The 18175-nt window shown below is 48.1% G+C and carries 10 protein-coding genes; 5 read left to right on the top strand and 5 right to left on the bottom strand.

Going from position 1 to position 18175, the window contains the following annotated elements:
* Positions 1-56: 56 nt before the first annotated feature.
* Positions 57-2441, top strand: a complete 2385-nt coding sequence (locus ON006_RS08550; RefSeq protein ID WP_244818893.1) for an ABC transporter permease — start codon at positions 57-59, stop codon at positions 2439-2441.
* Between the two features lie 11 nt (positions 2442-2452).
* On the opposite strand, the gene ON006_RS08555 is transcribed toward ON006_RS08550, so the two are convergent.
* Positions 2453-2578 carry a hypothetical protein gene (locus ON006_RS08555; protein WP_255772811.1) on the bottom strand — a complete coding sequence of 42 codons (126 nt, stop codon included), beginning with the start codon at positions 2576-2578 and terminating at the stop codon, positions 2453-2455.
* Between the two features lie 105 nt (positions 2579-2683).
* Here ON006_RS08555 and ON006_RS08560 point away from each other — a divergent pair, with 105 nt between their 5' ends.
* From ON006_RS08560 to ON006_RS08575, 4 genes are read left to right on the top strand one after another with little or no spacing between them, the layout of a single operon-like run.
* Complete coding sequence (locus ON006_RS08560; protein WP_244818892.1) at positions 2684-3622, top strand: dihydrodipicolinate synthase family protein; 939 nt, start codon at positions 2684-2686, stop codon at positions 3620-3622.
* A 32-nt stretch (positions 3623-3654) separates the two neighbouring features.
* Positions 3655-4914 (top strand): NAD(P)/FAD-dependent oxidoreductase, encoded by a 1260-nt coding sequence (locus ON006_RS08565; RefSeq protein ID WP_244818891.1) that lies wholly within the window; start codon positions 3655-3657, stop codon positions 4912-4914.
* A gap of 39 nt (positions 4915-4953) precedes the next feature.
* A complete protein-coding gene (locus ON006_RS08570; RefSeq protein ID WP_244818890.1) occupies positions 4954-6726 on the top strand; it encodes a DUF885 family protein in 1773 nt (590 codons plus the stop codon).
* Positions 6727-6732: 6 nt separating this feature from the next.
* Positions 6733-8280, top strand: coding sequence for a M61 family metallopeptidase (locus ON006_RS08575; protein WP_244818889.1), 1548 nt, complete (start codon positions 6733-6735; stop codon positions 8278-8280).
* Positions 8281-8430: 150 nt separating this feature from the next.
* Here ON006_RS08575 and ON006_RS08580 read toward each other — a convergent pair whose 3' ends face one another.
* The 4 genes from ON006_RS08580 to ON006_RS08595 form a co-directional block, all read right to left on the bottom strand.
* Complete coding sequence (locus ON006_RS08580; protein WP_244818888.1) at positions 8431-9813, bottom strand: aminopeptidase P family protein; 1383 nt, start codon at positions 9811-9813, stop codon at positions 8431-8433.
* Positions 9814-9924: 111 nt separating this feature from the next.
* On the bottom strand, positions 9925-11511 hold the full coding sequence (locus ON006_RS08585; protein WP_244818887.1) for a RagB/SusD family nutrient uptake outer membrane protein: 1587 nt from the start codon (positions 11509-11511) through the stop codon (positions 9925-9927).
* Between the two features lie 19 nt (positions 11512-11530).
* Positions 11531-14524, bottom strand: a complete 2994-nt coding sequence (locus tag ON006_RS08590) for a SusC/RagA family TonB-linked outer membrane protein (protein ID WP_244818886.1) — start codon at positions 14522-14524, stop codon at positions 11531-11533.
* Positions 14525-14575: 51 nt separating this feature from the next.
* A complete protein-coding gene (locus tag ON006_RS08595; protein WP_244818885.1) occupies positions 14576-18091 on the bottom strand; it encodes a PVC-type heme-binding CxxCH protein in 3516 nt (1171 codons plus the stop codon).
* Positions 18092-18175: the final 84 nt, after the last annotated feature.

Here is an 18175-nt window from a genome sequence, read left to right on the forward strand (position 1 = left end):
AGTTATCACAAGGCATAATAGTTGCTGTCAACTTCTAACCCTTAAAACTGATTCCCATGCTGAAAAACTATCTGGTACTGGCATTCCGCAACCTTGTTAAAGACAAATTTTACAGCCTGATCAACATTCTTGGTCTCACAATTGGTGTCACATGTGGCATGCTGCTGTTTCTGTATGTGTCCGACGAGTTGAGTTATGACCGTTATCATGAAAAAGCTTCGCGGATTTACAGGATCGTTTCGTACATCACGGAGCCGGACAAGATCAACAAATGGACCAGCACACAGCCTCCGCTGGTTAAGACATTGAAACAGGATTACCCATTTGTAGAGAGTTACACGCGTTTTTTTGGCAGGGGCCGCACGATGTTCCGCCTTGGTGAGCGCCGCTTTTACGAAGAGGACGTGTATTCGACAGACTCGACAGTCTTCGACGTTTTTACTTATAAATTTCTCGAAGGTGATCCGAAACTCGCATTAGCGTCACCCAGAAGCGTAGTACTGACTGAAAAAGTAGCAAAAAGGTTTTTTGGTGACCATGATGCGCTCGGCCAGATTCTGCGTACCGACGATACCACTGCGTATAAGGTTACGGGTGTGATCCAGGATGTTCCGAAAAACTCACACTTTACATTTAATGCATTGATGTCCCTTGACGGAAATCAGCGGAATGCTGATGGCTGGGGTGGTTTTTATATCAACAGTTATTTGCTGCTTTCGAAAAATGCCGATGTAAAGAAACTGGAAGCAGGTTTTCCCGGACTTTATGACAAATATATGTCCAGCATTTTTAAGCGCATGGGCATTCACATTACCTATCAGCTGCAGCCGCTGACGAGCATTCACCTTTATTCCAAATTTGACGGTGAAACCAATGGCGATATCGGTTACGTCTACACATTCAGTGCGATCGCGTTTTTCATGCTGCTCATCGCCAGCATTAACTACATGAACCTGGCCACCGCACAGTCGGCCAGACGTGCGAAAGAGGTAGGCTTGAGAAAGGTAATGGGTTCATTAAAAGGGGCATTGGTGGCTCAATTTCTGACCGAATCGGTTCTGCTTACACTGATCTCGCTGCTTTCCAGTTTGATCCTGGTCGCCGCCCTGCTGCCATTTTTTAATCAGGTTTCGGGGAAAGAGATTGGTTACCTGGCATTGTTGACTCCGAAATTTATGCTAATCGGTGTAGCTATTGTGGCCTTTACTGGTCTCGTAAGTGGCAGTTACCCGGCATTTTATTTGTCGGCCTTCGAGCCCGCGGCAGTACTGAAAGGATCGTTTAAAGCACGTGGCGGAAGTTTTTTCAGAAAGGCACTGGTAGTGACCCAGTTCTCTATTTCAATGGTGATGCTGATCTGCACCTGGATCGTTTACCAGCAGCTCAATTATATGCGCAATAAGGACATGGGCTACGATCGCGACCAGGTTCTGACGATTGATTATCAGGATAGACAATCGCAAGCCAGCTATAATGCGCTACGGAAATCTCTGATGGATAATCCCAATATCCAGAGCGTTGCGTCCGCTTCGTCACCTGTCAGCAACATCGGCGGACGTGTTATTTTTACGGTCGAATCCAGCACCGGGATGAAAGAAATGGCATTCAAGCCTACGCAGATCGATCATGACTATGTCAAAACAATGGGCATGAAAATAGTCCAGGGCCGCGATTTTTCTGAGGAATTCCCCGCAGATACTACAAACGGTGTGCTGATTAATGAGGCCGTGGTGAAGCGAATGAACTGGAAAAACCCGATCGGTAAAAAAATCATGCTGGGTACTGTTCCCGCCGACGGCAAAAATCCGCCTCCGACAGCAGAGGTGGTGGGTGTGGTGCGGGATTTTCACCAGCAATCGCTCTATAACCCGATCGAGCCGCTAATTATGATCTATCGCCGTGCGAATGGCGTGATGCATGTGAAGATCAAAACCCAAAATACAAAGGAGACGCTGGCCTATATTGGACAGAAATGGCAGGAAATTTACCCGAGCCGTTTGTTCGAGTACCGGTTTCTGGACCAGGATTTTCAATCCGCTTACCGTGCCGACGAGCTCCGCGGGCAGATTTTCACCGCTTTCTCAGCACTGACGATTCTGATCGCCTGTTTGGGATTGTTTGGTCTGGCAACATTTACTACCGAACAGCGGGTCAAAGAAATCGGCGTGAGAAAGGTTTTGGGTGGCTCGGTAACGAGCGTGGTACTGCTGCTTTCGAAGGATTTTACGAAGCTGGTTTTGTTTTCGTTCCCCATTGCCATCCCGATCGCGTACTTTTCGATGGACAAGTGGCTGCAAAGTTTTACTTACAAAACGGATATGAATGCCTGGGTGTTCCTGGCAGCTTGCGCGCTCACTTTACTGATATGCTGGCTAACCGTTATTTATCAGTCACTTAAAGCGGCGCTGGCCAATCCTGTCACCTCATTAAGATCGGAGTAAATAAGAGACAACTAAATTAGTGAACGCCATCGAAAGCCCGCAGCGGGGCTTTCGATGGCGTTCAGGTATGCAGCTACGTCAAGATAACCTGCTACCAACCCATTTTCACCCGATTTATCCCCCATTGTTATATTCATGTTAATATCTGTATATTATTGATTAAAACGTGAAATGTTTCTTGTCTATCGTTGCACTACTTTTGATAAACCAAATGGAAATTTTATCTTAATAGAAAACCATATATGAACAAGGAACTATGGCAGGGCATTTTCCCCGCGCTTTTGACACCGTTTACAGCTGAGGATACCATTGATTTCGACCTGTTTGTCAAAAACCTGAATGCGCAGGTGAAAGCCGGCATTAGCGGTGTGATCGTGGCCGGATCGTTGGGCGAAGCCAGTACGTTGTCCAAAACTGAGAAGTATGAATTGGTGAAATCGGCGAAAAAGGCGCTACCGGCGGGAATGCCTGTGGTACTATGTATCGCTGAGCAATCTACTGCCGAAGCAGTGAGCATTGCAAAAGAAGCGGAGTCGATCGGTGCGGACGGGCTGATGGTGCTGCCTCCAATGCGGTACAAGGCTGATGACGATGAAACAGTGGCTTATTTCACTACCATCGCGAACAGTACTGCGCTGCCATTGATGATCTACAACAATCCGGTAGATTATAAAATTGAAGTAACGCTTGCCATGTTTGAAGAGCTGGCCAAAGTTCCTAACATTCATGCGATCAAAGAATCGACGCGCGATGTGAGCAATGTGACCCGGATCTTCAACAAGTTTGGTGATCGTTTCAAAGTATTCTGCGGTGTGGATACATTGATCATGGAAGAAGTAATGCTGGGTGCTGACGGCGTTGTGGGGGGCCTGGTGGACGCTTTTCCGAAAGAAACCGTTGCGATTTTCAATCTTGTCAAAGCGGGTTATTATAAGGAAGCTTTGGCCATTTATCGCTGGTACCTGCCTTTGCTGGAACTGGACATTCATCCAAAATTGGTTCAGAATATTAAACTGGCTGCTGCTCAGATGGGCATAGGCTCGGAATATGTGCGTGCGCCGCGCCTGGTGCTGAAAGGGGCAGAAAGAGAAAGTGTACTGAGCATCATCAATAAAGCGATCGAAACACAGCCGGTGTTGCCGGAATATCTGGACCTTGCCGCAGACGAAACAGTAGCTTAATGTCCTGACGTTGATAGTCATTGAATACAAAAATGAATTCTAATAAAGGTAAGGCCATCATCATTGGCGGGGGAATTATGGGATTGGCGTCGGCTTACTACCTGCTCAAAAGCGGGTGGAAAGTGACGCTGATCGATAAAAGTGACCTGTCGCACAACTGCTCGCATGGTAATGCTGGAATGATCGTTCCGAGCCATTTCATTCCATTGGCGGCTCCGGGAATGGTTTCGAAAGGCATTAAATGGATGTTCAACAGTCGCAGCCCATTTTATGTAAAACCTTCGCTGGATTTTTCATTGATTTCATGGGGCCTCAAATTTATGAAAAGCGCCACGCAAGCCAATGTCGAACGCGCTGCGCCTTACCTGAGAGACTACCATTTGTTGAGCAAGCAGCTTTATGAAGATCTGGCCAAGGAAGAAAGTTTTGACTTTGGCTTGGAGAAAAAAGGCATCCTGATGCTTTACAAAACGGAGAAAGCCGGCGAGGAGGAAATCCATGTAGGAAAAGACGCTCAGAAACTCGGTCTGGATGTCGAAATGCTCACGAAAGAGCAGGTACAGGCGCTGGAACCGGGCGTGAAACTGGATGTAAAAGGAGCAGTACATTACCATTGCGATGCGCATTTGTATCCGTATGCATTGGTTTCGCAGCTTTTGAAATATATTAAAAAACAGGGCGCGGAAGTGATAACAGGCTCGGAAGTAACAGGTTACAACATTCAGGCCGGTGAGATCAAATCGGTGGAAACGAGTAATGGTACGATTTCCGGCGATCTGGTGATCATGACGGGAGGCTCGTGGCTGCCACAGCTTTCCAAACTGGCGGGACTTTCCATTCCGGTGATGCCTGGCAAAGGTTACTCGTTTATGGAGCCAAATTCAGCACACCCGATCGTGCACCCTGCCTTGCTGATCGAAGCACGGGTAGCGGTGACGCCTATGAACGGGCAGGTACGCTTCGGCGGAACGATGGAACTGGCCGCATTGAACAATAAGATCAATATGAACAGGGTGGAGGGGATCGTGAATTCCATTCCGCAGTACTACCCCGAATTGCAGGTGGAAGTACCACAGACCGACAAAATATGGTACGGGTTCAGGCCTTGTTCGCCGGACGGGCTGCCATATCTTGGTTATAGCAAAAAACTTAAAAACCTGATTGTCGCCGGTGGGCACGGCATGATGGGGATCAGTCTCGGGCCTGCTACCGGAAAGATGGTAGCCGAGCTTGCCGACAGAACAACACTGTCTGCCGACATTAGACTTTACGATCCTGAACGATATAACTAACCCGGCATGCGCCGGGTTTTTTCAAATTCTGACCCTATTATGAGACTTTTTTCCATCTTTCTCCTAACCTTCCTCGCAAATGCCACTGCATTTGCTCAGTCCTCCAAAGACAAATTCAACCTATACGAACAAACCAGTGAGACGGCGGGATTGGTGATCCGGTATGCGCAGGATATTCGGGCTGTGCGTGGGTTTTACTCGCCTATGGCTAGCGGCGGTCGTGGCTTTGCATCTCCGGCTAATGTGCTGAATTCACCGGAACAGCGCAAAAGATTGAATGACATTGACCAAAACTATCTGAAAAAGCTGGCGGGAATGGATTTCAATGCGATGAGTATTTATGGCAAGGTGGATTATATTTTGCTCAAAAGAAACATCGACGATCATGTTCTTACATTGTCGCAGGAGGAAAAAGAATACGCGCAAATTGAAAAATACATTCCATTTGCAGGCAAGATTTATGACCTGGAAAAAAGCCGCCGCCGTGGGGCTACGCTCGACGGGCAGAAAGTGGCGGGTGATCTGAATGATGTTTTGAAGGAAGTGAAAGCTTCCGCGGAGGCATTCAAAAAACTGGAATCCATTGATATGCCGCTTGCCACGCTTGGAGAAGAAGCGGTGAACGGAATTGAAGCGCGACTGAAAGGTACATACGAGTTTTACAATGGTTATGATCCATTGTTTACCTGGTGGGTTCCCAAACCTTACAAAACGCTGGATAGCACATTGCTGGCCTATGCCAAGATCATTAAAGGAAAAGGCAAGCTGAATACCACACAAAAAGATGATGTTAGCGGCATCAAGGGCGTTCCGATTGGCCGGGACGAGCTGATCAGGCAGCTGGGCACCGAAATGATCAGCTACACGCCCGACGAACTGATCGAGCTCGCGAATAAGGAGTTTGCCTGGTGTGACAGGGAATTGTTGAAAGCCTCGGCTGAAATGGGTTTTGGAAAAGAATGGAAGAAAGCCCAGGAAAAGGTTAAAAACAGCTATGTAAAGGCCGGTTCGCAGCCGGAGCTGATCATGAAGCTGTACAATGATGCCAAAGAATTTATCCTAAAAAATAACCTGCTCGATTACCCCGAGATCGCCGACGAAACCTGGGGAATGCAAATGATGAGCCCGGAGCGACAGCTGGTGAACCCGTTTTTTCTAGGCGGCCGCGATATTATCATTTCCTACCCGACCAACACGATGGCGCATGAGGACAAATTGATGAGTATGCGGGGTAATAATCCCTATTTTTCAAGATCGACCGTGCATCACGAACTGGTACCGGGGCACCATTTGCAGTATTATATGAGCAGCCGCTACAAATCGTACCGGAATGATTTCAGGACACCTTTCTGGACTGAGGGCTGGGCACTGTACTGGGAATTGTTGCTTTACGACAAAGGTTTTGCCAAAACGCCGGAGGAAAGAATTGGGATGCTTTTCTGGCGCATGCACCGCTGTGCGCGGATCATTTTCTCGCTGAATTATCATTTGGGTAAATGGACGCCACAGGAATGCATCGACTTCCTCGTCGACAGGGTTGGGCACGAAAGAGCGAATGCGGAAGGTGAGGTAAGGAGGTCATTTGAAGGTAATTACAGCCCATTGTACCAGGTTGCGTACCTAATCGGAGGCCTGCAATTGTTTAGTTTGAAAAAGGAATTGGTTGACTCCGGCAAAATGTCTTTTAAGCAGTTCCACGACACAGTGATGAAGGAAAATAACATGCCGATTGAAATGGTGAGGGCGACATTGACCAACCAATCCCTGAAACCTGACTTTAAAACGAAATGGAAGTTTTACGATTTTAAATAAAAGCCGATGGCAACCCTTACTCAACGTTACTTAACATTCATTTTTCTGCTAGTTACTTCGCTCAACGGTTTTGCCAGGGCGAGCGATCCGGTCAAATTTACCGTGTCAATGGATGATCCGGCAAACCACACTTTTCATGTAAGTTTGACTTACAAGCCTGAGCCATCGGATAGTATTTTGTTGAAGTTACCGGATTGGACGCCAGGTTATTATCAGTTAATGGATTATGCCGCCGGTATTCAGAGTTTTTCTCCAAAAGATGAAAAAGGAAATGCGCTGAAATGGGTAAGGTCGGGTAAAACGGGCTGGAATGTTGGTATCAAAAACGCCAAAGAGATCCGGGTAGAATACGACGTGTTGACCAAAAGAAAATTCGTAGCGACGAGCTATCTGGATGAGGCACATGGCTATATTACGCCAGCCAGCGTCTTCATGTACGTGTCAGGGAAACTGAACCTGCCTTCGGAAATAACCATTAAGCCTTTCAAAGACTGGAACCGGGTTGCTACCGGACTGGACTCAGTTTCCGGAGCAAAATTCACGTACGTCGCGCCGGATTTTGATGTGCTCTACGATAGCCCGATGTTGGTCGGTAACCTGGAAGAACTACCTCCATTCAATGTCAAGGGCATTCCGCACCGGTTTATCGGCTATAAGCTTGGTAATTTCGACAAAGTGAAATTCATGTCTGACATTCAGAAAATTGTGGAGAATGCTTCTGCATTGATCGGTGATATTCCTTACAAGCATTACACATTTATCGCGATAGGGCCGGGGCAGGGTGGTATCGAACATTTGAATTCTACCACGATCAGTTTCAGCGGCGATCTCCTCAATGCAAGGGGTTGGGACGGGATGATGGGTTTTATCACACATGAATATTTTCATCATTACAATGTAAAACGCATCCGTCCGGTGGAGCTCGGGCCGTTTGACTACGACAAGGGCAGTAAAACCAATATGTTGTGGGTTTCGGAAGGGCTGACCGTATATTATGAACCGTTGATCATGAAAGCCGGTGGCATGCTGAGTCAGGAGAAATTTTTGGATTTTTTCAAAAACCACATTACCAATGTTGAAACCAAGCCGGGGCGCTTGTTTCAGACATTAGCGCAGGCCAGTGCCGAAACCTGGTCGGACGGACCATTTGGCCGCACGGGTGATGCAGTCAACAAAACGATTTCCTACTATCAGAAAGGCCCGGTTGTCGGGTTGCTGTTTGACCTGGCGATCCGTCACGAGACCGGCAATAAAAAGTCGCTGGATGATGTCATGCGGCGGTTATACAATGATTTTTATATCAAAAAGAAACGGGGTTTTACGGAAGCGGAACTGAGACAAACCATTGAATCAGTAGCCGGAAAACCTCTCGACGAACTGTTCAGCTACATTTACACTACCGCCGAACCGGATTACAAAAAGTATTTGGGCTATGCTGGATTGGATATTGACACGACTACGGAAAATCATTTGGGGACGTTTGAGATTAAACCTGTGGTTAATCCCAGTGCGTTGCAGCGGGCAATTTTTGAGAGTTGGAGTAGAGGGAAATAACAGGTGTTCGGTAATGCCGTAGGTATGTAACGTTACGTACCTACGGCACTTGAAAGGGGGTGTCAATTTACGCTATGGCTAGCAATATTGCATCCCTACGGGATTATCATAACGGTGCAAATTGTGCTCGACGGTGCAAATTGTGCTCGTTCACCTAAGCGCCTCCACATCCGCAACTTCCTTCACCAATTCCTTCCCCAACACCCGGTTACCATTCTCCGTCATCACAATGTTATCCTCAATTCGGATGCCGGTGAAGTCCCGGAACTGTTCCAGTTTGTTGTAGTCTATGAATTGGGGAAGCTTGTTTTCAGCTTTCCAGCGGTCGATTAATGTTGGGATGAGATACAGACCTGGTTCGACCGTGAATACGAAACCGGGTTCCAGGGCGCGGCCGAGACGCAGCGATTTCCAGCCGAAAGTCGTTCCTTTTTTGAGATCTTCGGTGTAGCCTACATACTGCTCGCCCAGGTTTTCCATGTCATGCACGTCCATGCCCATCATGTGGCCGAGGCCGCATTGGAAAAAGAGCGTGTGGACATCATTTGCGACGGCCTCTTCCGGGTCGCCTTTCACGACGCCAACCTGTTTTAAACCTTCCAATAATTTGATACAGGCCAATGTATGCACGTCTTTGAACAATACACCAGGTTTGCTGGCTTCAATGGCCGATTTTTGCGCATGAAGTACTATTTCATACATTTCTTTTTGAATACTCGTAAAGCGTTTGCCAACCGGAATCGTCCGGGTGAGATCACCGCAGTAGCGCATCGCCGTTTCGGCTCCGGCATCGCAAAGGCCCATCTGTCCTTCCTGAATGACTAAGTCGCGTGCGTGCGTGTGCAGGATCTCTCCGTTCACTGTCAGGATGACGGGGTAGGAGATGTCGCCGCCTTGCCCGATGGCAATGCTTTGCAGCTTCCCGGCCAGCTCTTTTTCGGTCATGCCCGGACGGGCTATTTTCATGAATTCCAGATGCATATCTACCGAAGTGTTCACTGCTTTTTCAATCTCGGCGATCTCTTCTGCGGTTTTGTAGGAACGCATGGAAACGATTGCTTTGATCAGCGTCACGGACGCGCGCTGCGAGGCTTGTGATGGTACGATATGTAGCCATTCCTGCAATTTCAAATCATGCTCAGCGCGGTAGGGAGGCAGAAAATGTACATTTTGCCTTCTTGACACCACATCATGCAAATAACCGGAAATAGCAGCAAGCGGCTTCACCTGGGTAATGCCTATTTTGGCAGCTTTTTCGTGCAGTGGCTCTTTGGGGCCGGTCCAAACTATATCGTCGATCGTCAGCTCGTCGCCAAAAATAATTTCCTGATCATTATCAATGTCAATGACGGCGTGAATAGATGCAATGTCCAGCCCGAAATAGTATAAAAAACTGCTATCCTGCCTGAACGGATACACATTATCATGGTAATTCATTCCGGTGTCGTCGTTGCCCAGGAAGAGGATCAGACCACTGCCGACCTTGCTTTTCAGCGTTTTACGTCTTTCAATGTAAGTTTGTTTGGAGAACATGGCTCTTAGTTTTGTGAATCGCTTTCAATTTATACATAAAAAATCTTGCTCGCCAAACATGAGGTGCTAGCGAGCAAGATTGCATTACATAACCAATTTAACTAGATAAAATTAGTAGCCCGGGTTTTGTTTCAGGTTGGTGTTTTTGTCCAGCTCGCTTTGTGGAATTGGGAACAATGCACGCTGCCCGGCTTGCGGACGGTGGTTAAACCATTTTTTTGCCCCAAAAACCCCGAAACGGATCATGTCCTGACGACGGTGCGCCTCTGCTGCGAACTCCCAGCCCAACTCGTCGAAAAAGCGACCGAACTTGACATCATCACCGCCTTGACGCTCGATAATGGTGCCGTCTGTAGCCTGATACCCGTAATTATATTTGCTACCCTTGGCCAGATCAGCACCGGTAACAGTCGCTTTGGCGGGGTTGTTCTTGAATGCACGTTTACGCACGTCTGTCACGATCACGGCGGCTTCATCGGCTTTTCCAGTCCTTAAAAGTGCTTCTGCTTTGATCATTAGCACATCTGCGTAGCGCAACAATGGAAAGTCATTGTCGAGACTACCCGTTGCATTCGGCTTGATTTTGAATTTACCAATACGGAAACCATCCGAAGATGCCGTTTTTTCCATGGTAGGTACTGCTTTGTTGTAAGTAATCACCACCGCTCCGGTAGTCGCATTCTTCTGTGGGCCCATGATCCAGGTATCGGCGAGGCGGCTGTCGTCAGCATCGTAGGTATCGATAAACTGCGGTACAGCGCAGTTTCCGCCCCATGGACCAGCATTCATCGGGTACACAGTGCGGCTCAACGGATCGAGCGTTTTCATGTGAATGATGTTTCCTGTTCCGTAAATTTCATCGTAAGGGATCGCGAAAATGATCTCTTTGGAATTGAAATTCGTCCAGGTGAAAATGTCCGAATAGTTGGCATCCAGCACATATTTGCCACTTTTGATCACTTCGTCGGCTGTCTCTATGGCCTTAGCCCATTGCGGTGTGCCTGTGTACACTTCTGCATTGAGGTACATTTTAGCAAGCAAAGCCTTCGCTCCCCATCTGTTTAGCTGGCCATAAGTAGTGGCAGCATTCTCGCTCAGGTTCGGGATCGCATCGTTTAGTTCTTTGATAATGAACTCGTACACTTCCTTGCGGGTACTTTGTTTAGGCAGCGTAATGTCTTTGAAGTCGGTCACAATCGGGACATTACCATGGTTGTCGAGGAGCAGGTAGTATGCCAGCGCCCGCACTGCTTTGAGTTCCGCTACTGTATTTTCCTTGCCGGTAGTGATGGGTATCTCACCGCTTTCAATTTGAGAGATAACCCGGTTAGCAGTGGTAATGCTGCTGAACGCGCTGAACCAGGTGTTGGCCGGCTGGTCCTGCAACGACGTCCAGGTGTGGTAATGCATTCTTTTATAGGTACCGGCATCATCCCATCCATTCGGCCGGGAAGGCGTAATAATAGCATCAGCTGCCTCTTCTTGCAGATCAAAATAGCCCTGCCAGCCGGCCATCAGGCTGCGAAGTGAGGAGTAAACCGGTGCAACAATGGCAGGCAAATCTTTCTCGGTAGGCTGGTAGCTGCTGGCCAGTACTTCGGAGTACACTTCCTCTTTCAGGTTGGTACAGGAATACATGGAGGCGACACCCAGCACCGATGCGAGTACGATATATTTGGTGTTTCTGTTTTTCATCATTTCAAATGTTTGTTGTGGATCAGAATGTTACGCTAAGTCCGGCAGTGAATGTGCGGGTAGTGGCATATTTGTCGCGCTGGTCACTTCCGGGATCGAAACCGGTCATTGATACGCCTTCGGGGTCAATTCCGGTATAACCTGTAATGGTTGCCAGGTTTAGTCCTGAAACAAATACGCGCGCGTTTTTCATGCCTTTGATCAGGTTCTGGGGCAGGGTATAACCCAATGTCACATTGTCGATTTTCCAGTAATTACCGTTTTCAATGTAGTGGGACACATATACCAGGTCATTGTTCAAAACCTTACCGTCAATCGGATCATACGCCGTTTTCATCATGTTATATGCCTTGTTTTTCGGGTTGTTGTAGAACATGCTCTGGTAATTCAGCACGTCGTATCCAAATGCACCGCGCATGTTCACGGCCAGGTCAAAGTTTTTGTATCGTACCGAGTTGTTCCAGCCCAAATTGTGTTTCGGAATGCCATTTCCGTAGTATTGACGATCCTCGGGCTGTGCATCGGCAATTGGAATGATCTCGCCGTCTTTATTCTCGATCAGCCAGCCGCCTTTTTCGTCAACGCCTACGCTTTTCCATACGAAGAAACGTCCGATTGGTTCGCCTACTTTCACACGGTGGGTGCTGATCTGAATCGGTTCGCCGGTGTATCCTGCATCAAAAAAGTCGTTAGAAGCCTTAAACTGGTCATTGGAAAGACTCACCAGTTTATTACGGTTGGTAGAGTACGTGAACCCTGAATTCCACTGGAATGATGCAGTTTGTACCGGTACCAGGTTTAACAGAATTTCAAGACCTTCGTTTTTCATTGTACCCGCATTGAGGAACATCGAACCCGTCAGGTATGGAGGCACTGGAACAGGGAAATCATAAAGCAAATCCTTCACCTTTCTGCTATAAAAGTCGATAGAACCACTGATCCTGTTTTTCATGAAACCAAAATCAACACCTGCATTGACTTCTTCTTTTTTCTCCCAGCGCAGATCGGGGTTGAAGTTCCGGGCCGGAACAAAGCCAGGCACCCATTTGCCACCGATAAATGCACCTTCGTTACGGCTGAAATTGTAGCTAATCTGAGACAGGTAAGGCGAATTCGCAATCGTACCGGTGATCCCGAAACCAGCCCGCAGCTTGATCTCAGCATTGCCTATGATATTTTCCAAAAAGCTTTCTTTACTGATTCTCCAACCCACCGAGGCAGCTGGAAAAGTACCCCATTGGTTATTTACCCCGAATCGTGACGAACCTTCGCGGCGAACGCTGGCCATAAACAGGTATTTTTCATCGAAACTATATGTAAACCGGCCGAAGAAACCTGCCAGCTGCCATTTGTTTTTGGTACTACCCATGGAAGCCTGTCCTTTTTGCAAAGCGCCACCTGCACCCAGGTTGTTCCAGTCGTAAGCGTCGGTAGGGAAGTCCCAGTTGCTCGCTGAAAAGGATTCGTAAGTAGCGTCCTGCCAGCTGTATCCGCCTAGTAACGTCAGGCGGTGTTTACCAAATGATTTGGCATAATTACCGGTCAGTTCCAGCAGTTTTTCGTCGTTTGCGGAGGTGAAGCGGCCAGCTGTTGCATTCTGGTTACTGAGCCGCGTGTTGGTGTGTTTGAATGTCGTTGAGTTTCCTTCCAGGCCATTGTTCTGTACGCTTGAAACCAACAGCTTGAAATTCAAATCATTGATTGGCGCGTAGTCCAGGCTTCCGCTCATCCGCATTTCTTTATAGGTACCTTCAAAATCGGATTCATAAATACGCGAAACAGGGTTTTCGTAGAAGTAGCCATCTCTTTCCTGCCACGCACCGGTATCGGTTCTCACACGGTCAGTCGGGTTACGAATGATCGCCTGGCGATAAATGTAGCCCCAGGCAGCATTATCCGCAGGGTTTACCGGCCCTTTGGAACGGGTTACCCGATTGATCAGTTGAAGATTGGTTTTCAGTTTGTTGTTGAACATTGAATGGTTCAGGTCGGCGCGGCCCGTAAACCTGTTTTGTCCCGATCTCAGGAAAATTCCTTCCCAATCGCGGTAGTTGACTGAACCTGTGAAATTGGTAGTACTGTTGCCGCCAAAAAGCGTAAGGTTGTGATTGTGACTTACCGGTTTTTGCATGATTTCGGAAAGCCAGTCCGTGTTGCCGCCGTAATCCTGGTAGTCAATTCCTTCCTTGATTTTCTGTCGATAATCGTCGCCTGTGAGTAGCTCGGGGCGCCTGGCGATGGTTTGGATATTGACATAATTGGAATACTCAATCGTTGACTTCGATCCACCCTTATTTTTGCGGGTCGTGATCAAAATGACACCTCCTGTTGCCCTCGTACCGTAAATCGCAGCGGCAGAACCGTCTTTCAGTACGTCCACAGACTCAATGTCCTCGGGAGCGACCGTGTTCAGGCCGCCGGGAATACCGTCGACGAGGATCAGCGGGTCAGACGTTCCATTGATCGAGTTGATACCGCGCAGGTTGATCTGCGTATTGGCCGCCGGAGAGCCGCTGGGTGTGGTTATGCGTAAACCTGCCACTTTTCCCTGCACCAGCTGAGCAGCATCACGCACGGTTCCTTTGATAAAATCCTCTCGCTTCACGCTGGCCACCGAACTAGTGATATCGCCCTTTTTTTGCGTACCGTACCCAATCACGACGACCTCCGAAAGTTGCTTCTGATCGGATGCCATTTCAATGCTGAAATCATTCCGACTTCCTACAATAATCTCCTGGCTGATATAACCAATGTAGCTCAGTATCAATGTCGATTCTTCTGGTACCGTCAGTTTGAACTTTCCTTCGGTGTCTGTCGCAGTTCCAATGGTATTATTTCCTTTCACAATAATAGTCACACCAGGCAGAGGATTTTTGTCCTCGGCGGATACCACGGTACCCGTAATCTGGCGATCGGCGAAAGCCAGGGCGTTTTCCGACAGGAACAATACCAATGCCATGCTGCAAAGCAGGAACTGAGGTATTTCCCGGATCAATCTGGATAATGTTCTTTTCATGTAAAATTGCGTTAGATGGTGATAAATTCTAGTTGAGCTTATTGGGTAATATTATTGCACTTTCATAATTCCGTTCATGATCCTCCAATGTCCCGGTACGGTGCACAGGAAGGGGTAATCGCCTGGTTTGTCGGGTGCGATGAATACCAGTGTGGCACTGGCTTCGGGACTTACCAGCTCCGTTGAATGCAGAATTTCACTCATTTTCGGTACATAGTTCATAGCGATCGCATTGGATTCCCTGGCGAGCAAATCGGCGGCGGCGCCTACTTTTTCCAATGTCCCCGGCGCGGCAATGAGCAGGTTATGCTGCATAAAATCGGGGTTGGTAAAGCGTATGGTTACTTTTTGCCCTGCTTTTACGGTAAATGTCTTTTTGTCAAATTTCATCTCATGCTCAATCACTTTGAGGTTAATGGTTACCGGCGTTCCGACACCTTTTTTGACAACTGCCGGTTTTTCGTCGAACGGCACCACTGAGACTTTCACATCACTTTGGCCTTTCACAACCTGGTTCAGGTGCAATGTACTTTTGACGTCCAGCCAGCCTTGCAGCCTCGCGTTCTCGGGATAAGCACCCACCCGGTTTTCATCCCGCAGGTCGCGGCCGAGCCGAATTTCTTCGGGGTCAAATGGCTTGGTAAACAATGCTGCTGCCTGGCCAGAAACCGGTTTTTCATCATCAATGGCCAATGTCATTTTACCACCTTCCGCCAATGTCGCTACAATGTTGAAACGGTCATCCGGCAACTTTTGCTCCGAGCGAATCTGGTAAACGGTGCCATTTTGTTTGACCAGCCAGTACAATTTTCCGTCCTGCATATACAGGCTGTAACCGTTCTGCTTGTTGCCTTGCGATACGATGACCCCAGCCAGGTCTTTGTCTGCTTTCGTTACAATCGCATTGATTTTCAGTTCTTTGGCCGTTACATCAGGATGATAGATCGGTGGTGACCAGAGATTGAGAATGTATGTTTCCTGCACGAGTCCGCGCTCAATTCTGGCTGTTAATGTACTGTCTTTCAGCTTAGCGGCAGCATTTTTGAACCCAGCCTCATGTTTGATCACACCCGAAAATATGGCCTGCGACAAATATTCATCGGCCGCATTCTCCGAATCCTGACCAGCCAGATAAAGCATTTTGCCAATCTCCTCCGATGCAGGTAAGTCAGTCAGCGCCTGAATGGTAGCAAGCCGTACTTTCAGATCAGGATCATTGATTGAATTGGTCCATTTCAATGCAGAAAGTGTCTTTTCATTACGCGGAAGCAACTTCACAGCATTTTTACGAACGCCAGCAGCCGGATGACGCATGGCCCGCACAACGGTATGGTAGGCATTCTCATTCGAGCCGTCCAATGCGCCGAGCCCTTGCAATGTCCACAGCGCATGTACCGCAGCACTATTCAGCCCGATTTCGTCCACGGAAAGGTCATTCACCATTTTGATCAGCTCCGGTATCAGTGTTTTGTTCTGTGATTCCACGATTAGTCGCTGAGCAGTGGTGCGCCAGAACATGTTGTCGTTTTTCAATGCCGCGAGTAGTCCGGCCGCGTCGTTTTTATCAAGTTTGAGTGGCGTGTAAGGTTTTGCTTTTTTGTAAACGACCCTGTATATACGTCCATGCTTGTTATCCCTGAGTGGGTTGATGTACGCATTGCCTTTCCCATTCTCAAATCCCCGCGGAGTAGGGTTGTGCTGAATGATGAAACTATACCAGTCCGCCACCCACACAGCGCCGTCCGGGCCTACCTCCGCGTGTACAGGAGAGAACCATTCGTCGGAACTTGCCAGCAAATTGAAACCGTTTTTCTCTTTGTAACCCGCGCCTTTTGGTTTCAACATAGCCTGGTACAAAAGCCGCCCCGTCGGTTCACAGACAAATGCAGTTGCATTCCAGTACTGTTTCGGAAAGTTTCGGGCGGTGTACAAGTTATGCCCCGCAGCCGCGGTAAAGCCGCCATGGAAATCCACCTGACGCAAACCCGGCGTGAGGTAATTCATATCATAATGCGAGTCCAGCTGGTACACCGTGTTCCCTGAGCCATCCGCGACCGTTCTTTTCAGATATTCGAGCGGCATAGCGAAATGGCCGCTATAATTACCATTGGCGGTGGAAATAAAAACCTCAAAATCTTCCGAAAAGCCTAGTCCCCAGGTATTATTGGAGGTTCTTCCGATGTATTCCAGATTTTTACCGTCCTGATCAAACCGGTAAATTCCCTGACTGAAATTAGTAGCCTTACCATTCACAGTGCCTCGGAAACCGGCATAGCCCAGCACACCCCAAACCTTGTTATCCAATCCATATTTCAGGTTCGATGGCCCGGCATGCGTATCGCTTTTGCCCCATCCACTGATGATATTTTCACGGATATCAGCCTTGTCGTCACCATTGGTGTCTTTCAAAAAAATGAAATGCGGTGCCTGCGCCACGATTAAGCCACCATTGGCAAAAGTAAGACTGGTAGGAATGTTCAACTTATCCGCGAACACGGTGAATTTGTCTGCCTTACCGTCGCCGTTCGTATCTTCACAGATCTTGATCCTGTCCCTGCCGGTACCATCTTCGGTACGAATTTCATTGGGATAATCTTCTGTTTCAATGACCCATAGCCGCCCCTTTTCGTCCCACGCCATCGCAATGGGTTTAACGATATCTGGCTCTGATGCAAATAGTTGCAATTCGAAATCGACCGGTACCTGGATCAGTTTCTGAGATTCGGCAGGGGAGAGCGGAAGTTGGAATTTGGGAGCAGGATCACGTTTTTCATAGTTGGGAACATCGGCGTCTTTGAACTCGGGAACAGGTAGTTTCAATCTGGCGAACTGCGCTTTGGCTTCATCGTTCACAGCCCAGATAATTCCGTTTGTGACCAGATCCTGAAAGCCTTTTTGTTTCCAAGTACGCTCGTCATGACCATAAGCCGTGTAGAAAACCCGCCCTTTTCCTTGTGTCCGCACCCAGGTCCAGGGCTCGTGATGGTCTCCTTCAATGCGCTCTTGTAAAATGGTAATGTCTGGGTTCAACTTGGTATGCACGTAGGTTTCGTCCCAAGTTTCAAACGGCTTCAAGCCAGCCATGACCGGATGCTCCGGCTTGGTGATAGGGGCAGTGAAGGTTCCATATTTGTGCGTCTGAAACTGTCCGCCTACCGCTTTGATATACCAATCCGAATTTTGAAAACAGAAAGAGGCAGCGTGTAACGGAATCAGCGCCTTGCCACCCTCCACAAAATCTTTCAATGCAGTTTCCTGCGATGGGGTAATGGTATTGTGGTTAGCATAAATCACCAGCCCGTCGTACTGGCTCAGGTTTTCAGCATTTAATGCATTGGGATCGGAGGTGTAAGTCAGGTTAATGCCTTTCTGGAAAAGAGGCAATGACAGCGACGGGAAATATTTCTCAGAGTCATGATGCTTGCTGTCGTGGCCCAGGAATAGGATTTCGAGCCGCCGACCCTCGCTGGGTGTTGCAGAGGTAACCACGGCTGTTGACGAGCTAGGCTTTTTGGCGCAGCTGGCGATGATTAAGAAACAGAGGAGATTGAGTAAGAGCTTTTTCATAAAAATGATAATTAAAACTAAGGCATGTAATTGCTTTGTCACCCTGAGCGCAGCGGCCACCGCTGTGGTCGAAGGGCTTTTTGC

It is taken from the genome of Dyadobacter pollutisoli, assembly GCF_026625565.1.
GTDB classification, from domain to species: Bacteria; Bacteroidota; Bacteroidia; order Cytophagales; family Spirosomataceae; genus Dyadobacter; species Dyadobacter pollutisoli.

What these genes read in the sequence shown, in the direction of transcription:
- ON006_RS08555 (WP_255772811.1), bottom strand. Translation starts at nt 2,578, where the DNA reads ATGAATATAACAATGGGGGATAAATCGGGTGAAAATGGGTTGGTAGCA.
- ON006_RS08590 (WP_244818886.1), bottom strand. Translation starts at nt 14,524, where the DNA reads ATGAAAAGAACATTATCCAGATTGATCCGGGAAATACCTCAGTTCCTG.
- ON006_RS08585 (WP_244818887.1), bottom strand. Translation starts at nt 11,511, where the DNA reads ATGATGAAAAACAGAAACACCAAATATATCGTACTCGCATCGGTGCTG.
- ON006_RS08560 (WP_244818892.1), top strand. Translation starts at nt 2,684, where the DNA reads ATGAACAAGGAACTATGGCAGGGCATTTTCCCCGCGCTTTTGACACCG.
- ON006_RS08565 (WP_244818891.1), top strand. Translation starts at nt 3,655, where the DNA reads ATGAATTCTAATAAAGGTAAGGCCATCATCATTGGCGGGGGAATTATG.
- ON006_RS08550 (WP_244818893.1), top strand. Translation starts at nt 57, where the DNA reads ATGCTGAAAAACTATCTGGTACTGGCATTCCGCAACCTTGTTAAAGAC.
- ON006_RS08570 (WP_244818890.1), top strand. Translation starts at nt 4,954, where the DNA reads ATGAGACTTTTTTCCATCTTTCTCCTAACCTTCCTCGCAAATGCCACT.
- ON006_RS08595 (WP_244818885.1), bottom strand. Translation starts at nt 18,091, where the DNA reads ATGAAAAAGCTCTTACTCAATCTCCTCTGTTTCTTAATCATCGCCAGC.
- ON006_RS08575 (WP_244818889.1), top strand. Translation starts at nt 6,733, where the DNA reads ATGGCAACCCTTACTCAACGTTACTTAACATTCATTTTTCTGCTAGTT.
- ON006_RS08580 (WP_244818888.1), bottom strand. Translation starts at nt 9,813, where the DNA reads ATGTTCTCCAAACAAACTTACATTGAAAGACGTAAAACGCTGAAAAGC.